The sequence below is a fragment of the Legionella nigrisilvae genome (genome assembly GCF_977063395.2).
On sequence record NZ_CDRUGZ020000021.1, the window covers coordinates 295793 to 315257 of the forward strand.

Here is a 19465-nt window from a genome sequence, read left to right on the forward strand (position 1 = left end):
TCATTCCCGCACGCGCGGGAATTCTTCTATTAGCCCTGTTTTAATTATCTATAAGTATCGCTTGATTTCTTTTTAGGCAAAAATCCATTAAGAGTATATAATTTAAATTGAATTGGCTTAGAACAATAAGTTAATTCATTAGCTAGTAATGAGGGGATGAGTGAGGGAACATGGCACGACGTGAACTAAATTACAAAGAGGTAGCAGAGGCTGCGGAACGAGTTAAAAAACAAGGCCGAGAACCCTCTCTTATCAATGTTTGTGAAGAATTAGGAATCATTACACCTACCTCTAACCTATCTATGCTTCTTGAAAAATGGTATCACACCCAACCCGAATTTCAGCGCTCTGTTAAAGCTCCGCTTTCAGAAAATATAAATATAAAGGCCCATGATATTCTTGAAAAAAATATGGAACTGGAAAAGTCCCTATCTCTTTTGCGTGCCACTCTTGAATCCACTGCGGATGGTATCATGATGGTAAACGGAAAAGGCCAAGTTGTTGACTGGAATCAAAAATTCGTAGAAATGTGGCGCATTCCCTCCCATATGTTGGAATCTGGTACCGAAAGTATTGGTTTTGAATACATTTTGCAACAATTAAGTAATCCTGAAGCAGTAATTGCAGATGTAAAATATCTTTATGAAAATCCCGAGTGGCAAGGAGAACTACCCGTATTGCATTTTAAAGATGGCCGAATTTTTGAGCGATTTACTCAACCGCAACGAATAGGTTCTGAAATTGTTGGTAGAGTATACAGTTTCAGGGATATAACCCAAAAATTGCTCGAAGAAGATGAGCTTCGTATCCGAGAGCGTGCCATTGAAGCCAGTACCCATGGGGTTGCAATTATTGATATTTCTAAGCCCGATTTGCCCATTATTTATGTTAATAAAGCATTTGAACGCATTACAGGATATAGCGAAAGACAAATATTAGGACAAAATCTTACCTTTTTACATGGTAGTCAAGTGGAGCATGTGAATCAGAAACGAATTACTTTGGCGATTAAGGAATTACGCGAAGAAACTGTAGAGTTGGAAAGTTACCGACGTAGTGGTGAGGTTTTTTGGGCTGAAGTCAGTGTGGCACCCGTCAGAGACTCATTTGATAACGTCAAGCATTATGTCTGCATCCTTAACGACGTAACCCAACGTCGAGAAATGGAACAACAATTAATTCAACAGGCTACTCATGATTCACTCACTGAATTACCCAATCGAGTTTTATTAATTGACCGTGTGGATCAAGCTATCTTACTTGCCAAGAAAAAAGGCTCCATGCTGGCTTTTTTATTCCTTGATTTGGATCACTTTAAAATGACCAATGATACTTTAGGTCATAGTATTGGGGATAGAATGTTGCAAGCTGTATCGAATCGTTTAGTAATTGCTACTGACGATTTTGATACTGTTTGTCGCTTGGGGGGAGATGAGTTTGTGGTTTTGCTACAGGATGTTGTTAGTGAGTCGCAGGCACAACAAAAAGCAGAAGAAATACTTGCCTCTATTGCCAAACCGATTCAAATTGATCAACATAATTTAAAAATTACCGGTAGTATAGGAATTAGCTATTACCCTAAAGATGGCGATGATTATGAATCCTTAATGAGGTGTGCTGACTTATCGATGTATCATGCGAAAGATAATGGCCGCAACACCTATCGTACCTATGATAAAGAAATGAATACGCGCATCATAAATCGTATGCAACTCGACAATGCACTGCGTGATTCACTCAAGCGCAATGAATTTCATCTGGTGTATCAACCCTTTATAGATTTAGCTACGAATAAAACGATTGGCTTTGAAGCCTTATTACGTTGGCACAGCCATATTTTAGGAGATGTTCCTCCTAATGATTTTATAGGTATGGCCGAGGAAAATGGCTTAATTCTTGATATAGGGCTGTGGGTTTTGCGTGAAGCATGCAGTCAACTTGTACGCTGGCATCGCCAAGGTTATGAGCAATTAACTATGGCAGTGAATATTTCCGGGCGCCAATTCCGTCAGGCTCATTTACCTGAAATCATTGAGAATATTCTGCTTGAAACAGGTCTCCCTGCCAAATTTTTGGAGTTAGAACTTACTGAAAGCCTGCTTGTTGATAATGTAAAACATGCGGTGGAAACCATGTATGAGCTGAAAGACATGGGAACAAAGTTAGCCATTGATGATTTTGGTACAGGCTATTCAAGTTTGGCTTATCTTAAGCAGTTTCCTGTAGATAAATTAAAAATAGATCGTTCATTTATTAGTGAGTTGGTCAATCGGGAAAATGATGCTGCCATTACCCGAGCCATTATTAATTTGGGCCATAGTTTAAATTTACAGGTGTTAGCCGAAGGAGTCGAAACTGATTTACAACGTGAATTCATTATGCAGCATGGTTGTGACTATGCTCAGGGCTATTATTTTTCCATGCCTAAAAAAGCGGAAGACTTAAAAGAGTTCCTCCGCGAACACTATTAATTTTTATAACCCCTTTACTATTCCCATTTTTTTTCTAGATTTTCTCAAATCGGTACGATTCTTGCTGGTAAAAATTATGATGTAATTTTAGGTATTTATCATGTGAATTGATTATTAATAAATAAGCAGTCGTAGTAATTGCCGTCTGAAATGGATTGGTACGGGGGTGATCATTTAAAGTCCACTCGATTAAACCCTATTCTCACTAAATGCGGCAATCGTTCTAAAGGAGACTGGAATGAAAGAAGTAACCATTATTGGTTCAGGTTTGGCAGGAACCTTACTTGCACTTTATTTGGCTAAAAGAGGTTATAGACTCCATTTATTTGATGCACGACCCGATTTAAGACGCCTGCATGCAAATGAGGGGCGCTCAATTAACCTGGCTTTATCCTGCCGCGGCATTACCGGCTTGGAAGGGGTAGGTATTTTGCCACTAGTGAAAAAACTCATGGTTCCTATGCGGGCTCGTGCGATTCATGAAACTGATGGTCAAATTAAATTTCAATCGTTTGGCCGACATAAAGATGAATCTATAAATGCAATTCTACGTAATGAACTCAATAAATTATTGATTTATGAAGTGGAGAAATTTTCTAAGGTGCAACTCAACTTCAATACGAAACTCATTGATATGGATGTTGAGAATAAAATTGCCATCTTTAAATTACCTAATGGCACCTTTTTAGAACATAAATATGAGCTTCTCATTGGCGCTGATGGTGCAGGTTCATGTGTTCGTGAGCACTTGCAGGCGAAGCATTTAGTCCATGCATCGCGAATGTTCTTACCTTATGGGTATAAAGAGTTATCTATTGGAGAGCCTGGTCAAAATCATCTTATTCACGAACATTTACACCTCTGGCCAAGAGAGGCCTTTCTATTATTAGGGAATCCAAATCTGGATAAATCCATTACGGGCTCCCTATTCCTACCGCATGAAGGTAAGAATAGTTTTGCTGAATTGGATGATGAACTCAAAATAGATACTTTTTTTAAAGATTCATTTCCAGATGCGTATGCCGAAATGCCTCATGTAATTGAAGAATTTACCCAACATCCCACAGGGAATATGAGTACTATAAAATGCGATCCATGGTTTCACCAAGATCAATGCCTCCTAATTGGAGATGCGGCTCATGGGGTGGTCCCTTTTTTTGGACAGGGAATGAATAGCGCGTTTGAAGATTGTCGTATTTTAAATAAACTTCTGGACCAATATCATGATGATTGGCAAAAAGTCATGCCTGAATTTTATCGTTCAAGAAAAATTAATACCGATGCTGTAGCTCAAATGTCTCTTGATAACTTCCACGAAATTCAAATCGATATCAGAGACAGAAGATTTAACTTAAAAAAACAACTGGAACATGAATTAATGCATCGATATCCAGAATATTATGTTTCAAAACATGTCTTAGTGATGTTTACAAATACCCCTTATGCAGAAGCGCAAGCACATGGGGAATTACAAGCGGTATTTTTAAATAAAATATGTGATAACGTGGAGCGAATTGAAGAGATTGACTGGGAAAAAGTAGAGAAAGAATTAAAACAATATGACAAAAAATTGGCATAATTGATTTGGATTTTTAAATAGCTAAAAAATTCAAGGGATTGCTTTGTCAAAAATTTGACACATGGTTTATTTTTTGCTCATTAAGATTGGCAGCCTTAAGTTGTCCTTCTTGAAAAAGGGGTAAAAACGACCTTTTTCATAGGTTTTTGAGCAAACATGAGAACAAAAGTTGGTATGCGAAATGCATTGTTAAAAATGTCCAACAAATTTCTCATGGAGATGGCTATGAAAATCATACAAGATTATATTGATTCCAAACAACAAGAATTCATGAATCATCCTTTTTTTGAAATATTAGAACAACTGAAAAGTTTGAAAGAATTGAGCTACTTTGTTCCTGAATTAACCTTTTGGGCGATGACGTTCCAGGATATTTTAAGAATAAATGAAGAACGAGTAACCGATCCTTACTTACGAAAAGTCGCTCGCCACCACAGACTGGAAGACGCAGGCCATGAAAAATGGTTCCTACATGATAAGAAATACATGGGTGCCGTGAATATCGATTCAGTAAATGATACGAATGACGTAAGTTGGCTCTACAGTAAAGAAACTCAATTAACTCGCGATGCAGCATACGCTATTTTAGCCGAAGTTTATAAAGCGAATGATGAAATTCTAAATATTGTTCTCCTCTTAACGATTGAATCATCAGGGCATGTGTTCTTTGAAAAAGTTTCCAAACAAGTGAAAAAAACAGGGGAAGATAAAAATCTCAAATATTTCTCCACCTCACACTTAGAAGTAGAAATGGCTCATGCTTTGTTTGAAGAAGAAATGGAGCGGTCTTTGTTTTCAAGACAAGTACCCCTTCATATTCGTCGCGAAGCACTAAAAATGATTGATCGATGCTACGATGCATTTAACAAGATGTTCGATGGCTTGATTATTGCTTGTAATCGAAGACTCGAACTTGCAAAACAAAGGAATCATCAAGATGCTGCAAACAAAGAACCAGTGGAACTCATTTCACATAAAGCAGTGTAAAAAAAAGTTTGGACAAGCAATGCTCAGCGATGAGCATTCGCTTGTTTTTTTTCGTGAAGATTTTGGTAGATTGATTCATTCAAATCCAATTGCCGCTTTTGAACCCCATACCACCGCAGAAGCACAATCATTCGTACAATATGTACATGAACATCAACTTCCTATTACCCTCCGAGGCAATGGAATGAGTCAAAGCGGACAATCGCTCGCGATGCCAGGTGGTATGCTTCTTAGTACGAAACATTTCACTCATGCTTCACCAGCAGACTCAAATTCCATCTGGGTGGAAGCAAATGTGTCATGGGCTTCATTATTGGATAATACGTTAAAACACTCTCTGATACCTCATGTAGTTCCACATAATTGTAATTTAACCGTGGGGGGCGTACTCTCTGCTGGCGGAATCGGTGCATCTTCATTCAAATACGGTAGCGTAACAGCCCATGTCAAAGCACTCGAAATAGTGCAAGGAAATGGCGAGTTGATTCAAACAGAACAACCCTCTTCGTTAATGCAGGCCTGTTTAGGAGGACAAGGAAGGTTTGGTTTGATTACCAAAGCATGTATTTCATTAAGACCATGTTTAAAAAACGTCAGAACTTACTTCTTAATTTATTTAGATAAGGATGAGTGGCTTAATGATCTACTTGTGTGTCAAACCAGAGCAGACTATGTCGAATCATTTTGTACCCCAGCAATACAAGGTGCAAAATTATCGGCAAAAGGTCGGGCCCCTTTTGCTCAATGGTTTTATTCCATTCACGTAGCAGTCGAGTACGACCAGCTGCCACCCGATTTTCGTGAGTTAGGATTAAAGCCTTGGCGCTTACTCCATACTCAAGAGGAGTCCATTCACTCTTATTTGCATCGCCATGATTCACGTTTTAATGCAATGAAAATAACTGGGCAATGGGATTTGCAACATCCGTGGTATGAATGTTTCATACCCGGCTCACAATTAAATAATCTGGAAGAGCTATTGGCCTTGTTACCTTTACATTATGCCACTGTGGTACATCTTGCGCGCATAGCCCCTCTTGCGCCAGCTGGTTTTTTGCAACTCCCTAAAGATAAAGATATTTTTGCTTTAATGATCCTCAACCCAGGCTTGCCTAATTCATTGATTCCAAGTTGTTTAGAAACCATCAAATACTTGGACGCGCTTTTTTTGCCCCAAGGTGGAAAGCGTTATCTTTCCGGATATTTGGGCGCCGCTCCAGATCAAGAATTTTGGCAAAATCATTTTGCTGAACGATATACTGATTGGATTAAATTAAAAGAACTTTATGACCCACATAATGTTTTTTGTTCGATTTTGCATCCTAATTAAGGAAGCCAAGCGGAACCCCGGGAACTGGTGCTTTTAACCCTGATTCCGCTCGCTTCACCAAGCAGGAAGATTTTACTTAGTGATCTTAGGTTTAAACTCCATTAAAGTGAATAAACTATTGGTTGGATAACTGTTTTTAAAAATAAATCCCGCTGGTTCAATTGATTGTTGCCACTCCGACAAAGTCCGTTGTCTACCGCCTAGTAATACCATCATCACAATATCCATCGTTTTATTAGGATGAGGTCTATCGTCATCAGGCATTACTTGTTCTACAATAAATAAAGTCGCATTTTGGGACATTTGTTGGGCGCAGTTTTTTAATATTTTATGCATCATTTCATCATTAAAATCGTGCAAAACGCCTTTGAAAATATAAGCATCTGCTTGTGGGATGGCTGCAAAAAAGTCACCTTCTTGAAGGGTTATTTGTTTGGAAAAGGCCTTAGGATCCAATTGGCAAATCACAGAGGGGGTATCAAAAAGAATAGCCTTTAACTGAGGATATCGATGGGTAATTGCTTTTACAAGTCCTCCCCGACCACCTCCCATGTCCACAAAGCTCGAAAAAACATCAAAATGGTAGGCATTGCTTATTGCCACATCATCATATGAAGATAATTTAGCCATCCCTCTATCAAAATTTTGCTGTTTCTCTGCATTTTTACTAAGAAAACTAAAAAAATCATCACCATGTTGCAGTTCAAAGGCAGGTATTCCTGTTTTGAGGGAGACATCTAATTGAGAGAATGCTTGCCACCAAGTATCATCAACCATGCCCAATACATCTCGCATGGAATGAGGATCCTCATCACGCAGAGGTTTGGATAATTCAGTCAATGAATAAAAACCATTGTCGTAATTAAATAAATCATAACTGCATAAAAACTTTAATACCCTCTCAAGCAATTCGGACTTTGTTTCTGTGACGTGCGCCAGCTCGTCGATTTTTTTTGGTCCTGAAGCCAGATGATTTGCTATGCCTAATTTAGATACCGCATGTAATGCGCGTGATACAACATACCATCGAGACATGATCGCTAATTGAATATGTGGTTTATCCATAAGAGCTTGCATAATTAATTCCTTTTAAGACAGGTTATTTATTATTTGTTAATTAGATCAAAAAGTTAAGTCTTTATTATTTTAATTTTATCCGAAAAGAAATGAGCGCATTGAAATAGAACTATTCTCAATTCCTTCATAAATGAAAACCAGTTCATCTTCATGATGTGCAGCACCTAAAATATAAAACAATGGATAATAGTGTTCAGGAGTAGGAACGCTCAACCTCCCTGAAAGAGTATCACGATAATCAGAAATTAATGCAGGGAAATCTCGGGATACTAATTTATCTTTGAGCCATTGGTCAAACTCAACTGCCCAATCATAAGGTTTGGATTTGCACTCCCAACTGATCTTGGAAAGATTATGTACTAAATTACCGCTACCGACGATAAGAATATTTTGTTCTCTAAGTTGTTGTAATTGCTTTCCTATTTGATAATGAAATTCTTCCGTTTGTTCGATGTCTAGACTAAGCTGGACAATAGGAATATTTGCCTTGGGGTATATATGTCGCATCACCGACCAAGTTCCGTGATCCAATCCCCATTGGTTGTCATCTAGTTTAATTGAAGTTTGACTTACTACAGTTTTAATGAGTTCTGCTGTTTCGAGAGAACCTGCTGCGGGGTAGTTCATATTAAAAAGCTTTTTGGGGAAACAATAAAAATCATGAATCGTTCGGGGATATTCCATATGTGTTACCCAAGTGCCTTCCGTTACCCAATGAGCTGAAACACAAACGATTGCCTTAGGTTGTGGAATTTTGTTCCCCAATGCCTGCAAGTTCAATGTAAATTTATTGGTTTGAATTGCATTCATAGGACACCCATGACCAATAAAGATTAATGGCATGCGCTTGTTACAGTCCAAACTATCCTTCATGTCCATAATGAAGCACCGTAAAAATCAGTACTCACTTAGTATCATATTAGTTCAAAATACAGGTTGTTTACTTAGTTCTGATTAAAAAATTTCTCTTTTACAAAACATTGGTCCTATTTAAGAAAGTCTTCAATAGAAATTTATTTTTTGCAGATTGACCACAAGTTGGTTAATTATGAGGCATTTAAAAGTAATCCGTAGGGGAATTCAAAGTCCTAGACGTTCACTCCTACTCCGCTAAGACTACTGGCAGCATCGCTGCTTGACTTAAACTGGCAATCCGGATACCAAAAGCAACGAGTAAGCCTCCCATAATTTTCACGATGTAATATTGCAATCGATTCAGGTTCGTTTTGACATACTGATGGGTAAACATATAAGAGAGGCAAGAAAACCAAATCATGTGAATTAAAGCAATTTCAACCGCATAACCGAACTCCGTAAAAACCGAATGAACAGGCTTCACTACCAAAGTAAAAAATGCCAGTAAAAACATAATGGCTTTTGGATTTAACAGATTGCACAACAAACCTTGATTAAACGCTTGTAACCCTGTAATGGAGTAGGGTGAATGGCTGACTTCCAATTGTTCCATGTCACCCTTCGCTAATAAGCTTTTGATACCAATATATATCAAATAAGCCGCCCCCAAGTATTTGATAATACTAAAAGCAAGTAATGACTGAGAAATGACTAGAGCCAATCCCAAAATACAGTAGCCCGCATGAATTAAAAGACTCACTGAAACCCCAAAGGCGGTATAAACGCCTGCTCTTCTGGAGTAAAGTAAAGAATTTTTCGTAACTAAAGCAAAATCAGGTCCCGGAGAAATTGCAGCTAACATAATCAATACACTTATAGATACAAACTCTTGCACAATATTCTCCCTAAAATCGTAAAATGCAATAATAACACAATCTTGAGATGCTTCTGATAATCTGGGTATAAAAGTTCTGAATTTAACTCACATGAAAAATAGAGGCAAAGGCCGTGGTTAAGCGTGCTAGTACTGGCTTCAATAAATAATTGCGTTTAATTGTTTCTGCATTGTTCCTACATTCTTTAAAATTTAACGATAAAAATGAATATTTAGTCCATTCAAATCGACTCATACTACTATTAAGAATGTAGTTCACACACTCTTGCAACTCATCTTTGCTAAGCGTCAAATCAACATAGCGGTTACATAATGTATTTATGCACTCATAAAAATTTTGAACTTCTGCGCTCAAAAGTGCCGAAGATTCATTATTTCTTGCCTCCATCGTAGCGAGATATTCTTTAGTTTTAACTCTCAATAAATGCATTTGGGCACGAATTCCTGCGGATTTGGATAGTTCAGCTTCTCTCTCTAGTTGAACAGCCTCAGCTAAAGATTCATACCATTGCCAATCTTTATTATCCCGATAATAAGTAATGAAGTTCTTCTCCGCACTTAGAGATTGCTGAACGTAGGCTTCTTGAGTTAAAGAACACTGATAATCAAACACAGAACCTATGTTCTTCGCGGTGAACTGGGAGGCTCCCTTTCCTCCATGACCGTCATAGATCCCTATTAAAAAAGGGCGCGAAGTCGAAAGCGTCTGGATCGCAATTGAAATATTGTCTCGAGATCCTTCTTCGAGTGCTTTATTCACAAGCATTTTTGCTAATTGGTGTTCTTCCAGTTTATTTGCCAATGGTATTTCGTTTAAGCAATTAAAAAGCCATTGTTCCTGTTCTTTTTGGGTCTGGAATGCTAAAGGTTCTGTAAAACCATCGCAGGTTGTAATTATTTGCATCGTTCCTACCTGTTCTGGAGAAATGCCCAGGGATGAATGAATTTTATCAAGAGGATTGACGTCGATATGGGCATCAGCACAAACTACCTCCGCATTGAAATCAAAATCACCTAGCGCTCGAGATACCGCCAATTGACCATTGATCCTATCGAAAAAGACCACGCCTCCCGCTCTTTGAATCCGCTCTAACTCTACCTCGGGGTGATGAATGATACTATTTAACCGTACCACACCTGCTAACTTATCCCAGACATTGTAAATCACTGCAAAAGAGAGGGAATCCGCTAAGGTTGCGGTGATTAAGGTCCCATGGCCATCATACACGGTCGTCGACGCCGTGGTTCCTCCATACATCACATTACGGCCTAAAATGTTAATTAAATGATAACTGGTCCATAAACGGCGACCTATATCTTGGGGGGTAAGTGAATTAAAATGGTTTGGAGCATACCAACATGCAAAAGCCGCATCTTCTTGGCTTGGGCGAGCTCCCATGGTCTCATATAAACCAAATCCATAGTCTGTGACACGTTCACTAACATCAATTCCATCAACAGGAAGTGATGTGATGTAGTGGATGCATTGCATGCTTTTTCCTAATCATTCATTCCTGTAAAAATATAGCACATAGGCTATTAGAATCAGTACAAGGCTTAACATAGGTCTTCTAGACCAAAGCATCCTCAGTTAATTGAGTTAAATAACCACATTGAATCAAATAATTAAGATATTGATTGAATACTGTTTTATCTATTTTGTCACAATAAATGTCATAATGAGCTAACTGAGTTTTTGTATAAGTACAATCAATTTTCGCTTTATTATTGTGAAGATATAAATCAAACAATGAATTGTCTTTATCCAATACTTTTTCTGTAAAAAAGGGACGCAATGGAGAGAGGGAGGAAGAGAGTTGACTTTGCTCTTTTATCATTCGTTTCCAGTTAGGATATGTGAGATCCTTTATTTTAAAGCCCTTGGCTCGTACATATTCAAATAACTGATCTACACTGACTTCCTGTGGATTGATTAAATGATATGTATCGGATTGCTGGGGTTTTTCTATAGCCAAACGAGTAATTGCTTTGGCGACGTAATCGACAGGAACAAAATTGAATCCAACATCCAATAGGGGGCGAGCTTCCGATTCAATACAGCCTTTAAGAATACGACAAACTATATCGTCCTGATTCCAATTACCGGTATGAGGGTCTCCAGTAATTAGACTCGGTCTGTAGACCACAGTGGGAATGTTATAGGTTCGGGCATGAAATACTAATTGTTCTGCCAACCACTTGGTTTGATTATACCCCCCATAAATTCCCTCTTGCGGTGTAAGTTCTGTCCGCTCGCTAATTACCCTATCATTCTTTAAGTCAGCAGACATAAAATAGCCTACGGTGGAAATATAATGCAGTGCTTTGCACTGTCTGTATCCAGCTAGATCAATGAGTTGTTTGGTTCCGAAGACATTGCTCGGTGCCATTTTTTGATAAGGATAGATAAAATTAAGTACCGCGGCTCCATGAAAAATAAGATCGACCGTATCCGCCAAGTAGTACCAATCATGCTTTGAAACACCCAAATTGGATTTTTCCAAATTGCCTAAAACAACTTTAATTCGCTCATGATAAGCTGGATTCCATATCCCATAGTATTCCATATTTTTTACGACTCTGCTGACTCCTAAGGCGTGCGAATTGGCCTGAACAAGACAGGTAATCCGCCAGTCCGTATGGGATAAAAGCTCGCGAAGTAAATAAGCGCCTAAGAAACCGGTAGCTCCGGTTAATAAAGCATGTTGAGGAATAGCCTTGGGGAGTGAGGTAATATGGGTGGTGATGTTTTTATATCGATTAAACTCAGCAGCCAAATCAATTGGATTCTCTTTTGTTAGCTGTTGCTCTTTGGTTTTACCTGTGAATAAATCCATAATTTCACCCAAGCTTGGATCCTTGAGTAGAAATTCAATGGATAGCTCTGCATCAATGCTTGTGGAGAGGGTGTAGTGTAACTCGCTCAGTTTCAGTGAACTGAGCCCCATTTCGCTTAACTTTTTATCTTTATCTAAAACTGCAATCTTTTTATTAAAAATAGGTTGGAGTATCTGAGCAATCTCTACAGCTTCTGCATGAAGGATCTTTATGGGTTCCCCTGCTTCATTATTTGCACTCTTATCGATGCAGATAATATCTAAATCCCCTTGGAGATATTTTTTCTTACATAATAAACGTTGGGTTTTTCCGCTGGTTGTTTTAGGAACTGATTTACGCGCCACAAGAACTACAATGTCAGCATCGATTCCATGTGTTTGCAGCAGATTGCTCCGTATGGTTTTAATTATTTCCTCTGAATCCAGCCTCTCAACATCCTGTCTAATTTCTTGAACGATGACCAATAATTCACGATCCTGTTCTTCTATGGAAAAAATGGCACAACCATACTCCTGCAGCTGAGGATGGCATGCATGGATAGAATCTTCCAAATCATGCGGATAATAATTACGACCCCGAATAATCACGAGATCATTCAAACGACCCGTTACATAAAGTGATCCCTCATCCAAATAACCTAAATCTCCTGTGCGTAAAAAAGGAAAGTCTTTACTTTTAAGACGCGCATTAAAAGCGTGTTGTGTATCTTGAGTTAATTGCCAATATCCCTGCGTAACACTTTGACCTGCCACCCATATTTCTCCAACCATCCGTGGCCCACACTCCTGCAAGGTTTCAGGGTTTACAATAGCAAGATAACAACTGTCAAAGGGCTGTCCACAATTAATCAAACTGCGGGCATCAGGATGGGATTCATCGCAATAAAGCACCTCCCCCTGCTCAAGGGTCTTCTTATCTACCCATTGGTAGCTTATTCCCTGTTGGCGATTTCCTCCGGTGACCATCAATGTCGACTCAGCGAGTCCATAGCAAGGATAAAAAACCTTTGGCGAAAACCCACATGATTCAAAACGGTTTGTAAAACGTTCAATGGTTGCCTTGCGAATAGGTTCTGCTCCACTCATTGCACACTGCAAGCTACTTAAATCCAAATGTTCTTTTTCTTCTTCAGTCACTCTATACGTACATAAATCGTAAGCGAAATTGGGAGCGACCGTAGCTGTGGCTTGATAATAGGTGATTATTTCTAACCAAATCGCTGGACGCTGCAAAAAGGTCAAGGGTGACATTAGTTTTACAGGAATCGTGCTAAAAACTGGCTGTAAGATCCCCCCAATGAGTCCCATATCATGATAATGAGGTAACCAGGACACGCTTATATCTTCTTCGGTGAGCTGATTCGCTTTTTCGATTACAAATAAATTATGCAGCAAATTACCATGACTCACCATAACCCCTTTTGGTGTTCCAGTAGAGCCTGAGGTGTATTGTAAAAAAGCAATATGATGTTGAGTAAGAAAAGGCGCACTCCAGTTCTCCGGGGTATTAATCCAATCTTCTGTTGTGATGAATTGAACCGCCGAATATTCATTATATTTTAAACTTAATTTTTGGATATGCAGCATAAGTTCTTTGGTGGTCAAAATTACATGTGCACCTGAATTCTGAATAATACGTTGGGATTTCTCCGCCCAATCTTTTGTAGAGGGTGGATAAGAGGGTACGGCAATAGTCCCTGCATACAAACAACCAAAAAAAGCAGAAATAAACTCTAGCCCGGGAGGATAAATAAGTAAGACACGATCACCTGGAGAGGTTACTTCGTGCAAAACGCTTGCTATTTTTTTTGCCTGTTCCGCTAACTCACGATAGGTGAGGCTCCTAGTTTCCTTTATTTTTCTGTGAATGAATGTATAGAGTGGAAAATCCGGATTTTTTTCTACTTTTTTTTCAAGTAAATCGACCAAACTTGTGTAACAATTTTCCCCCATACCACACCCCTAAATGAAGACTGAACTGATTGAGAACTGTATAAATACCCTTAAGGGTAATTTATTATGGAATATCTATTTGAAAAGTACAGTAATCTCAGACAAACTAAGAAAGTTAAACAAAGTTTCGTAGGACTAATGGAATGGCCAAATTCACAGTCAAAGCAATTCGGAAATTAAAAGAAGCCAGCGGTTATTCTTATTATGGATTAAAAGCTGCCTTTCAAGACGAATTTGCATTTCGCCTTGAAATTTTGGCTGGCATCATCGCTTTACCCGTTGCCATTTTTATAGGAAAAACCTCCATTGAGCGGGCTTTATTAATCAGTACCTTACTCCTCGTTATCATAGCTGAATTATTGAATTCAGCTATCGAAGCAACCTTGGATCGAATTGATAGCTCCTGGAATCCATTAACAAAAAAAGCCAAAGATTTAGGCTCTGCTGCTGTGTTCGTCACAATTATTAATGCCCTTGTTGTGTGGATTATAATTATTATTTCACATTTCTTTTCGTAACCGGACTCGCTGCACTAGGCTCCTATAAAATTAATGCGTAAATGTTGCCGTAGTTTGAATAAATTGAGTAATTTCCTCTAATTGAGTTTTGGCAAAATACTCATCTTGCTCTTTTTCCGGGTCGATCTGAGCCAACTTTTCGTACAGTTTCTCCATGTTCTTATGCCGGCCTTTACCCAAAATTTTCGAATGGCTAAAGAAGTAAAAGAATCCGGCTGTCGTTTTTGCTTGACCAATTTGATGTAATTGTTCCAATTGCTCTAAAGGAGATAAGGATGAACTTAAAATACGCCCAATTTTTCTCATTCCGGTGCTGTTCGTATTCATAAATTTTCTTGTTAATTGGTTCCCATTCACTATCACCTTGGCGCATTCATTAAAACTAGCTATTGCGTTTTTAAATTTCAAATTTTCCTGTTGCAGCATCCGAATTACTGTTTCTACATTAGGGTAAGGATTATCTTCATCCTCAAAATCTGCTCTACGATTTTCCTTTATCAATGTTTTTGACAATTCATAGTGAGAACGGGGTAAAGCAAATTTTGAAATTTCTTTATAAATTGCCTGTCTTTTCTGAAGCATTCCCCGATTAAATCCATGACTCAATAAATTCTCTTCATTTAATTGATTATTCCTAAATGGGAGTAAAGAATGCTTTGATTTTAATAAATTCATACGTTGATGATAGGCCTCAAATTCTGCAAAATGTTGCGACATGAGTGCCCATTTATTATTGAAATCTTCATAAGCATCCATCCTTGCGGGCAGAGTAATTAAAAATTTATTAACTTGTTCGATTGTCGGACGCTCTTCAGGGATTCCACTTTGTAGATGACTCAGTAAGGTTTTAATATCTGCTAAAAGATGAGGATCAATTTTGGATACATCATAACCTGTAAATAAACCATCAAAACAATAGGGGGCTCGAGCTAAATCTCTCAGATCTAATGCTAATTCCTTAAATTTTAAAATTTCCTTTGCGCCAAAAATTTCGCCAAAAATTGCTGCTAAAGCATACATATCCGATTGATAAGTACTACCCTGGCCTAGAATGACCTCGGGAGCCATATAAGCCAGAGTTCCTGATCGTCTTAGATTATTCTTTGAGTCGATGTCTTCAGCTAATCCAAAATCAATAAAAATAATATGAAATTGTCCCTTCTCTAATTTTTTATAGCAGATGTTTGCGGGCTTAAGATCGCGATGCACCACATTTTTTTGTTGCAACAAAAGTTTTTCACTCGCTATGCGTGCAGCCACTTCCAACCGGAATTGAAACGGATAATTATAGCTAGGAGTAAAAGGTAATAGCTTATCAAGACTGGTCCCACAATCTTCAAGGATTGTAAGCACTTTATCTCCTGCCCCAACAACACCCACAACATTCACACCATGCTTTTTTTGCCGTGCTGCTTCCTTTAAAGTCCGCGACAAAAGTTCAGCATAGGGTGTATCCTCGTTAGGCAGTTGTATTTTGACGACATCGTTTACAGGGATGAGTTGGGCATAATATCCCTTTTTTTTGGAGTCATGAGTGACAACAATTTTAAATTTTGATTCATTTACTGAGCCAAACCCACCTTTCCCCTTGTGAGTATTATCAATAATATGCCATTGATTGGCACCTGATCGGACTATATTATGACTAAAAGTAAATTGGGCTGCACTCGAAAAAAGGCTTAATTTTGACGATTTTTCTGAAATTGAACTATTAAACAAGGAAGGTAGAAAAGTTACCCCTTCTTTTTGTTTAAATAAAAATTTAGCCACTTTACTATCTAGGAAAATGGGGCCACTCTTATTTTTCCATACCACATCAAAATCAGTATACTTCATATTTTGTCCATAACACTTGAAGCAAAAAACAGGATGTCATAGTACCAGTTTCTGTTTAGAAGAAGAAAAAAAATTTAAATCCACTTACGAGAATTTTCGATTCGGGTTAATATAGACGCTTTACTGCATTCCCGTACTTATTAAACCCAAAAATGTCCATATCAGTACCTCATAAAAAACGTGTTTCCTGCGTTGTCCCAGTCTACAATGAAGAAGCAGGAATAGCCGAATTCATTGCTGCATTGACTGATACCTTGCAAAAACTTGGATATGCTTATGAAATACTTATTGTGGATGATGGAAGTCAGGACAATACCCCGTTGATTATTCAGCAGTTAAGATCTCAATTTGTGCTTCGCTGCATCCGTTTTAGTCGAAATTTTGGGAAAGAAAATGCCATAAGTGCAGGCCTTGATCACGCCCAAGGTGACGCCGTTATCCTAGTAGATGCTGATTTCCAACATCCCCTTGAACTTTTAAGTCAATTTCTTGCCAAATGGGAAGAAGGCTATGATATGGTTTATGCCGTCCGGCAAAATCGTTCCGATGAATCCTGGTTAAAAAGAACGTGCGCAAAGGCATTTTATCAATTTACCTCACGGATAAACCGGATCAACATCCCTGCAAATGCTGGGGATTTTAGACTGCTGGATCGGAAGATCGTAAAAGCACTCCAAAAATTACCTGAACGAAATCGTTTCATGAAAGGATTATACAGTTGGGTGGGGTTTAAACAAATTGCCATTCCTTTTGAGGTCCAACCTCGTAAAACAGGTACTTCACAATGGAACTTTTACTCGCTCTTGGATTTGGCCATCACCGGAATTACATCCTTTACTGCATTCCCCTTAAGAATGATTGCTATTGGTGGAATTAGCGTTGCTACCCTGGCCATACTCTATGGCGTGTGGATTATTATCAGTACCATGATTTTTGGCATAGAAACCCCGGGTTGGGCCACTATAGTCACTACAATTACTTTTTTTGGAGGTTTACAATTGTTTGCTTTAGGGGTAGTGGGTGAATACATCGGTCGAGTTTTTGATGAAGTCAAACACCGGCCCCATTACGTTATTGATGAGGAATCCAGTTTTGATGACAACCCCATTAAAATTAAGGTATAGACTAATTTATTTTATAGGTATTGGTGGGTCTGCTGCATTAATCCACCTCTTTACTGTGTTCAATTTAGTGAAATTTATGCATGTGCAGGCCCTAATAGCCAACATTTTTGCTTTTTTAATTGCTTTCAATGTCAGCTTCTTAGGACACAAATATTTAACCTTTGCGCAATTGCATGATGAAAAAATCTTGAGCCTTCCGCATTTTTTTCTAGTAGCTGTTTCTGCAGGACTAATTAATGAAATGCTTTATTTCTTACTTCTACGTTACACCACCTTAAATTACCTGTTTGCTTTATTTCTCGTCTTGGGATGTGTTTCCGTTTACAGCTTCATCATTTCAAGAGTTTGGGCTTGCCGTCAGATTATAAAGTAGTACTCGAGGACACAGGTAGAATCAAGAGATAGCTTGCATCTAATTGACCTAGCCAATCAAATTTCCACCTCACTTTGTTTCAGTATAATATCCTCTTCGCCTCGAATGCATTGTATTGTTCTCTTTTTTACATCGAAAACATATTGTAGTCTGCAATACTCTCTAGGGTTCGAAAGTAAATTGGGATTAAACACGACAAGATTAATTCCTTGTACATGACGAGCAGAGGGAACAATTAATAAAGGATGTCCTTCTTGAGCTACCCGTCTACCCGTTTCTTGGCATTGAGTATAATTATCCGAATCAACAAGCCAAGGAAACTCTTCTTTTTTTCCTGTTAGATCAAGCCCTAGTCCCTGGCAATAAACCTTTGCCACCCTTCTATCGATGATGATCATATCTTGGGTTTGAAAAATTTCCCAGGAATCCTTTATTTCTTGAATAAAATGATAGTTGGTTTCATATACCGTCGTTTTCAATGTTTCTGAGCCATACCAACACGCAATGGTACCGTCGCTGTAACGGGAGCTGGTTATTTTTTCAAATGGATAATCAATAAAATCATTCTTGCTGTAGTCAAATGCGCGTTGAATTAACGATTGGTGGGTTAAGTCAGGATGAGTATAACTTTCTATGGTATTGGCTGCATCCCAATTTACTGGATCATCACTGAGATCATCAAATAAATCTTGAGATACCTTGATGCCCCTTATATTTCTAAAAACATCTTGTGAATAGTCCCTGACTGTATCAAACAAAGACACGCTACTGCCCCCGCATAAAATCCGTAAGTCGTCTTATTTGAGCAATTCCAATATAACCTTGCTCCAGCATAAGGTCCAAAGGGCGAAGATTGTGAAGTTTCTGATTTCTTCCTTTTATCCATTGATAGACTACTTCTCGATTGTATGGATAAAGAATTCTCAAGTTTTTGTGGATTCCCAAGAGATTTCCTACCCGCTCGATTGTGTCTCTGCCCGATATGTGCGCAGTACCTTTTTTAAATTTGGCAAGTTGCGCGGGACTAATTCCTCCTAATAGTTCACATTCTTCTTCATTTTTCAATTGCCAATGTTTAAAGAGTGCAACTACATTCTGAGTATTGCGTTTCAGCACATCTTCAGTTAAATCCTGAGAGGTAAAAGGTGCCAAATGTAAATGGTTCATATCATAACCCTCTATTTATAGATAATTATAGTATATAAATAGATTTTTACAAGCAATTTATACGTGGACACCTAGTAGAAATGAAGAGAACTCGAAAGTTATCTTTTTTATAGGATTTTGGAGCTCATGGATTTTCAAAGGGAGCAGCGAGAATCCCCTGAACTACTTCAACAGGCTCGCGAATGATAAGACGATGTCCCACCATTTCTTTCACTTTAGGTAGAATGGCATCCACCTTTTCGACGGTATCGATGAATTGCACCATCAGGGGAAGCTTACTTCCTATGTCAACCAATGAGGTCGAAACAACAGGATTTTTAAGGGTGAATCCAGCTATTGCGCGTAAAACTGTTCCCCCTGCAATTTCGTGCTGATCCAGCATGCTTAATAGCTCAAGGTGCAAAGGACGATGTTGCCATTTATCTGCTTCATTAATATAGATAGAAACGCTTACATGATTCAT

16 protein-coding genes are annotated in these 19465 nt (G+C 38.4%); 7 read left to right on the forward strand and 9 right to left on the reverse strand.

The window, feature by feature from the left end; all coding sequences use genetic code 11:
* Nucleotides 1-170 precede the first annotated feature (170 nt).
* The 4 genes from ACWTE2_RS12360 to ACWTE2_RS12375 all read left to right on the forward strand — a co-directional run bounded on the left by ACWTE2_RS12360 (nucleotide 171) and on the right by ACWTE2_RS12375 (nucleotide 6367).
* Nucleotides 171-2471, forward strand: a complete 2301-nt coding sequence (locus ACWTE2_RS12360) for a sensor domain-containing protein (RefSeq protein WP_454785579.1) — start codon at nucleotides 171-173, stop codon at nucleotides 2469-2471.
* A 238-nt stretch (nucleotides 2472-2709) separates the two neighbouring features.
* The gene (locus ACWTE2_RS12365) at nucleotides 2710-4050 is read left to right on the forward strand and encodes an FAD-dependent oxidoreductase (RefSeq protein ID WP_454785580.1); all 1341 of its coding nucleotides are present in this window, start codon (nucleotides 2710-2712) and stop codon (nucleotides 4048-4050) included.
* A 225-nt stretch (nucleotides 4051-4275) separates the two neighbouring features.
* Nucleotides 4276-5037: a hypothetical protein gene (locus ACWTE2_RS12370; protein WP_182392508.1), complete on the forward strand. Its 762-nt coding sequence runs from the start codon at nucleotides 4276-4278 to the stop codon at nucleotides 5035-5037.
* Nucleotides 4988-6367, forward strand: a complete 1380-nt coding sequence (locus ACWTE2_RS12375) for an FAD-binding protein (protein WP_454785581.1) — start codon at nucleotides 4988-4990, stop codon at nucleotides 6365-6367. Before ACWTE2_RS12370 ends, ACWTE2_RS12375 begins: the two co-directional genes overlap by 50 nt.
* A gap of 72 nt (nucleotides 6368-6439) precedes the next feature.
* Here ACWTE2_RS12375 and ACWTE2_RS12380 read toward each other — a convergent pair whose 3' ends face one another.
* The 5 genes from ACWTE2_RS12380 to ACWTE2_RS12400 form a co-directional block, all read right to left on the reverse strand.
* The gene (locus ACWTE2_RS12380; RefSeq protein WP_454785582.1) at nucleotides 6440-7444 is read right to left on the reverse strand and encodes a methyltransferase; all 1005 of its coding nucleotides are present in this window, start codon (nucleotides 7442-7444) and stop codon (nucleotides 6440-6442) included.
* Nucleotides 7445-7519: 75 nt separating this feature from the next.
* Nucleotides 7520-8323 carry a 4,5-DOPA-extradiol-dioxygenase gene (gene ygiD / locus ACWTE2_RS12385; protein WP_255464306.1) on the reverse strand — a complete coding sequence of 268 codons (804 nt, stop codon included), beginning with the start codon at nucleotides 8321-8323 and terminating at the stop codon, nucleotides 7520-7522.
* Nucleotides 8324-8546: 223 nt separating this feature from the next.
* Nucleotides 8547-9194 (reverse strand): LysE family transporter, encoded by a 648-nt coding sequence (locus ACWTE2_RS12390; protein ID WP_454785583.1) that lies wholly within the window; start codon nucleotides 9192-9194, stop codon nucleotides 8547-8549.
* Between the two features lie 82 nt (nucleotides 9195-9276).
* Entirely contained in the window at nucleotides 9277-10686 is a 1410-nt protein-coding gene (locus tag ACWTE2_RS12395) for a PP2C family serine/threonine-protein phosphatase (RefSeq protein ID WP_454785584.1), read from the reverse strand.
* A gap of 79 nt (nucleotides 10687-10765) precedes the next feature.
* Nucleotides 10766-13984, reverse strand: a complete 3219-nt coding sequence (locus ACWTE2_RS12400) for a thioester reductase domain-containing protein (protein WP_454785585.1) — start codon at nucleotides 13982-13984, stop codon at nucleotides 10766-10768.
* Between the two features lie 143 nt (nucleotides 13985-14127).
* On the opposite strand from ACWTE2_RS12400, the gene ACWTE2_RS12405 reads away from it, so the two are divergent.
* Nucleotides 14128-14502: a diacylglycerol kinase gene (locus ACWTE2_RS12405; RefSeq protein WP_454785586.1), complete on the forward strand. Its 375-nt coding sequence runs from the start codon at nucleotides 14128-14130 to the stop codon at nucleotides 14500-14502.
* A 30-nt stretch (nucleotides 14503-14532) separates the two neighbouring features.
* Here ACWTE2_RS12405 and ACWTE2_RS12410 read toward each other — a convergent pair whose 3' ends face one another.
* Nucleotides 14533-16338: a protein kinase domain-containing protein gene (locus ACWTE2_RS12410; RefSeq protein WP_454785587.1), complete on the reverse strand. Its 1806-nt coding sequence runs from the start codon at nucleotides 16336-16338 to the stop codon at nucleotides 14533-14535.
* A 152-nt stretch (nucleotides 16339-16490) separates the two neighbouring features.
* Between ACWTE2_RS12410 and ACWTE2_RS12415 the strand changes: the two genes are divergently transcribed.
* Nucleotides 16491-17462, forward strand: coding sequence for a glycosyltransferase family 2 protein (locus ACWTE2_RS12415; protein ID WP_454785588.1), 972 nt, complete (start codon nucleotides 16491-16493; stop codon nucleotides 17460-17462).
* A complete protein-coding gene (locus ACWTE2_RS12420) occupies nucleotides 17434-17835 on the forward strand; it encodes a GtrA family protein (RefSeq protein WP_454785589.1) in 402 nt (133 codons plus the stop codon). The genes ACWTE2_RS12415 and ACWTE2_RS12420 overlap by 29 nt, the downstream gene beginning before the upstream one ends.
* 56 nt (nucleotides 17836-17891) lie before the next feature.
* On the opposite strand, the gene ACWTE2_RS12425 is transcribed toward ACWTE2_RS12420, so the two are convergent.
* From ACWTE2_RS12425 to ACWTE2_RS12435, 3 genes are all read right to left on the reverse strand, one after another.
* The gene (locus ACWTE2_RS12425) at nucleotides 17892-18599 is read right to left on the reverse strand and encodes an RES family NAD+ phosphorylase (RefSeq protein WP_182392498.1); all 708 of its coding nucleotides are present in this window, start codon (nucleotides 18597-18599) and stop codon (nucleotides 17892-17894) included.
* Nucleotide 18600: 1 nt separating this feature from the next.
* On the reverse strand, nucleotides 18601-19002 hold the full coding sequence (locus ACWTE2_RS12430; RefSeq protein WP_182392497.1) for a hypothetical protein: 402 nt from the start codon (nucleotides 19000-19002) through the stop codon (nucleotides 18601-18603).
* Nucleotides 19003-19126: 124 nt separating this feature from the next.
* Nucleotides 19127-19465 carry a DUF190 domain-containing protein gene (locus ACWTE2_RS12435; protein WP_182392496.1) on the reverse strand — a complete coding sequence of 113 codons (339 nt, stop codon included), beginning with the start codon at nucleotides 19463-19465 and terminating at the stop codon, nucleotides 19127-19129.